The sequence below is a fragment of the Neptunomonas qingdaonensis genome, from assembly GCF_900113275.1.
Lineage (GTDB): Bacteria > Pseudomonadota > Gammaproteobacteria > Pseudomonadales > Balneatricaceae > Neptunomonas > Neptunomonas qingdaonensis.
This window is the reverse complement of the sequence record NZ_FOOU01000030.1, coordinates 1-4,733: the sequence shown is the minus strand read 5'-3', so window position 1 is coordinate 4,733 and position 4,733 is coordinate 1. Positions and strand designations below refer to the sequence as shown.

The 4,733-nt window shown below is 52.1% G+C and carries 1 protein-coding gene; it reads left to right on the top strand.

Annotated elements, in window-relative coordinates; translation table 11 throughout:
- Nucleotides 1–4,733, top strand: a 4,733-nt coding sequence (locus tag BM099_RS20190; RefSeq protein WP_177201245.1) for a DUF7467 domain-containing protein, incomplete at both ends; no start/stop codon positions are given.

Genomic DNA, 4,733 nt, shown 5'->3' with positions numbered 1-4,733 from the left:
CCAACGGTATTCAGGACACTGGCGAAGGTGGTGTCGCGGGAGCGAAGGTCAGCCTGTTCAACTGTGATGGCACGGCGGCCAATGACATCAATGGCAATCCGGTGGCATCGATCACGACCGGTGGGGACGGGATTTACAATTTCACGAACCTGGCCCCGGGCGAGTACTACGTGCAGTTCACGGCGCCAAGTGGCTACGTGATCACGCAGCAGCTGGCAACGGAGGCGGATGCGGCGGGCGATGACTCGGATGCGAATGCGGCGGGTATCACCAGCTGTGTGGTGCTGGAGTCGGGCGAGACCGAGGAACGGGTCGATGCGGGTCTTGTATTACAAAATGCTGGTATCGACATCGAGAAGTATGTCCGGGGACGCTATGAAGGAGAAAGCGGAACGGATGAAGGTTTAACACCTGGTTTCTGGAAAACGCATTCAGAATTTGGTCCTGCTCCATTGGCCGGTTGGCCTGAAAGTGGTTTTGATCCTACTGATAGCTATGAATCGATATTTTCTGTTGAGGTTCCGGGCACACCTTCTTTGCTAGATGCCTTGAACTCCGGAGGTGGTGATTTAGATGCGCTGATGCGTCATTCAACGGCAGCATTACTGAATGCATCAAACCCATTTGTCGCTTATGAATACTCACAAGCTGAAGTTATCTCTATGACGCAAGCTGCTATTAGCAGTGGGGTTTATGAAATAACTAAGGACTTGTTTGCTGCCAAAAATGAACTGGGGGCTGATCTCAACGAGGGCACAAGCGAAGGAACAATCGTAGAGACTATTGACTACGATGCAGACACGCCTGACGGCCCTTACATTCCCATTGATGGCGAGGCTATCTTTACCTATGTGGTGACGAATACAGGTGATGTGGCACTTAGTGATGTGCAGGTGACGGATGATCGTCTTGCTAATGTGACATTGGTTGGTGGTGATACTAATAACGATAATTTACTGGATGTTGGCGAAACCTGGACATACACCGCTAGCGAAACGGTTGTGGCGGGTGGAACTTTCGTAAACACAGGTACCGTTACAGGTGCTGATGCAACAGGTCGTATCTTGTCGGATTCGGATCTTGCGCACTATAACACTAGCTTCCTGACGAGCAGTCTGGGTGATCGGGTTTGGTTAGATCTTGATAGTGATGGAATTCAGGATAATGACGAAGCTGGGGTTGCCGGCGTCACAGTCAACCTGTTAGATAGCGACGGTAACGTCTCAGCTACAACAATAACTGATGATTATGGGAACTATTTGTTTGTTGCGTTGGAGCCTGGCGAATATGCCATTCAAGTTGTTGCCCCAGATGGTACGGTCTTTACTAGTCAGAATCAGGGAATGGATGATGATCGGGATTCAGATGTGGCCAGTAATGGTGTCTCTGAGTTTACGACGCTTACCGCCGGAGAGAACGACCTCAGCTGGGATGCAGGCTTAGTCCCCACTGGCACCATCGACATCGAAAAATTTGTTCGTATTGAAACGCCCGGAGACTTTTTCGAGGGTGCAGTCTGTGACGAGTTTGGCAAAGCCACGGCACTGACCTTTGACTACGAAGAAAGCACCAATGTCAGCACGTCTCAGGATAGTAGCAAGGCCAAAATCCTGACGGGGACCACCTTTGACGGCGACGGTAAGTCGTACGTGATTGTCACCGATAAGTCAGACCCAACGGATTTGGGCGGCAAGGTCTACTTTTCTGGCTATGTGGTAGAGGGCGAGGAGTTCACAGCGACCGCAGCCGATGCCGGTGCTGATCGGTTCGGTTCGAATACCTTTGTACACTTCTTCGACGACAATCCATTCGATAACGTGGTCGGTGATGACGATCTTCTGCAGTCGCTGACCTACCACACCTCGTGCTCACAGCCGATCTACTTGGGTGATCAGGTGGGTAACGTGACCCTGGTTGGCTACTCAGGTGAGTCGGGCACGGCCCCCTCGTCTCCACCGGTGATCGGTCCGGACCTGGATGCCGATACGATTGCCGAAGGACCAATTGGTACCATCGGGACCGATACGGCCGTGTTTACCTATAAGGTTAAAAACACAGGCACATCCGATCTGGAAAACGTGCTTGTCACTGATGACCGTCTCAGCGAACTGACCCTGATAAACAAAGGCGACGGCGACAATCTGCTGGAGGTTGGGGAAACCTGGATCTATACAGCTTCCGAAGCGGTTCTTGGAGGCATCAATACCAACATAGGCAAAGTGACCGCGAATGTTGTTGGTACGCAGTTCGGGGTCAACGATCAGGACGCCGCAAATTACGTGGGTTTTGACACCCCGCCCTCGATCGACCTAGAGAAGTACGTCAAGGTTGAGGGGTACACGCCATTCGTGCCGATGGTCTGCGAGACCTACGGCAAGCCAGTGGAGATGACCTTTGTCTACGAGGTGGATGACGACAATGAGTCGATCAGCAACACCCAGGAAGGCAAGGCTAAGATCCTTACCGGCACGACGCTGGACAATGACGACCTGGCATGGGTGCGGGTCACCGACAGTGACAAGGCGTTCGATGGTGGCGGCAAGATTTACTTCGAAGGCTTGGTTGCCAAAGGTGCGGACTTCACTGCAACGGCGGCGTTGGCAGGGGCTGACCGCTTTGCTTCGTCAACCTACATCCACTATTTTGACGACGAGGCCGACTTCACGACCGAAAACAGTGGTGGTCTGCTGCAGTCGCTGACCTATCACACCTCGTGCTCGAAGCCGATCAACCTCGGCGACGAGACCGGTTACGCGAAGTTGGTAGGTTATGTCGGCGAGGATGGAGCTGCTGAACCGGTCAACGAGTACGGCGAGGATGCTGATGAGGGTCCGGGGCCGGAGGCCGCGTTTGGCAGTACGGTGGAGTTCACCTACGTGGTGACCAATACCGGCAGCACGGCCTTGGGTCAGATTGAACTCTCGGATGATCGCATCTCGGGTCTGACCCTTGTCGGTGGTGACGATGACGGTGATAATCTGCTGGATGTCGGTGAGGAATGGTTGTTTACCGGTTCTGAAACCGCTGTGTCCGGGCAAGTCACCAATATCGGCAAGGTAACCGGTACGGCCGTTGACGAAAAAGGCAATTCGCTGAACTTGCCTACGGTGACGGATTCCGATCCGGGTAATTACGTGGTTGTCGGTGGTCCCTCGATTGATGTCGAGAAGTACGTCAAGGTCGAAGGTGGTGGCGTCCCCTACGAGGCGCTGGTGTGTGACACATATGGGAAGGCGCTCGCCATGACCTTCCGTTATCTGGAAGGATCCACGGTCGACACCGATCAGGATTCCGGCAAGGCCTACATTGACAAGGATCTGGGCACCGACGACGATGGTGTTTCCTATATCATCGTCAGCGACAAGTCGAGCCCGACCGACCTCAGTGGCAAGGTGTACTTCCAGGGTGAAGTGGCGAAGGGTGCAGATTTCACCGCACTGGGTGCGAGCAGCTTCAGCTCCAGCACCTATATCCACTATTTTGACGACAGCCCGTTTGACGGCGAGGGCAGCATTGACTTGCTGCAGTCATCGGCTTACCACACGTCGTGCTCACAGCCGATCAACATCGGCGATGTGGTCGGTAACACGACCCTGGTGGGCTATCTCGGCGAAGATGGCGAAGCTAACCCGACCGGCAGCAACGATGGACTGGGTGATGATGCCGATACTGGCCCTGGCCCCGATGCAGCCTTCGGTAGCGATGTGGTATTCAACTACGTTGTGACTAATACCGGTAGCGGCGCGCTCAAAAATGTTGTGTTGACGGATGATCGGATTAGTGATGTTACCTATGTTAGTGGAGATGATGGTGATAAGTTGCTGGAAGTTGGTGAAGAGTGGCTTTACACCGCAACAGAGAAGGCAGGACAGGGTGTCATTGGAAATATCGGTAAAGTAACAGCGAAAGATGCTGCTACCGGAACTATCAGTGTTATGGATAAGGATGCTGCTTTTTATAATGGGTCAGCTCCCGGTATCACTTTGGGAGATCGCGTATGGTTCGATAAGAACTGCGATGGTATTCAGGATGATGGCGAGAATGGAGCGGCAGGAATTACAGTCAATCTGATGAATAGCGTTGGTAATGTTATTGCCACGACTACCACAGATGTTGATGGTAATTACCTGTTCACTGATCTGGCTCCTGGCACATACAGCGTTGGCTTTGTAGCTCCTAATGGCTACATCTTCACAAAACAAGATGCAACAGCAGACGATGTTGATTCAGATGCAAACGCAAATGGTTTGACGGGTCAATACAAATTGGCCGGAGGTGAGACCAACCTAACAGTTGATGCAGGTTTAGTGGAATTCACCACTAAAGACGTGTCGTTTAGCTTTAACGGCAGTTCTTCTGGATCAGGTACTTACGGCAACATTCGTACCTACACTGATAACGGTGTATCTGTAAACGTGAGTGCTCACAGCCGCTCTGATAAGTCTGGTGACTGGTCGACGTCATATCTTGGGGCTTTCTCTGGTGGTATGGGCGTTACTAACCGCAATGAAAGTGGCAGTGGTAACAGCCATACGGTTGATAACCGGGGCGATATGGATGATTACGTTCTGTTTGAGTTTGATCAGAATGTCGTCATTGATAGTGCTTTCCTCGGTTATGTTGTTGATGACAGCGACATGAGTGTCTGGATAGGCACTTTGGATAATGCATTTAATAACCATACCAACCTGAGTGACGATATTCTGTCGCAGATGGGCTTCACCGAGATTAAT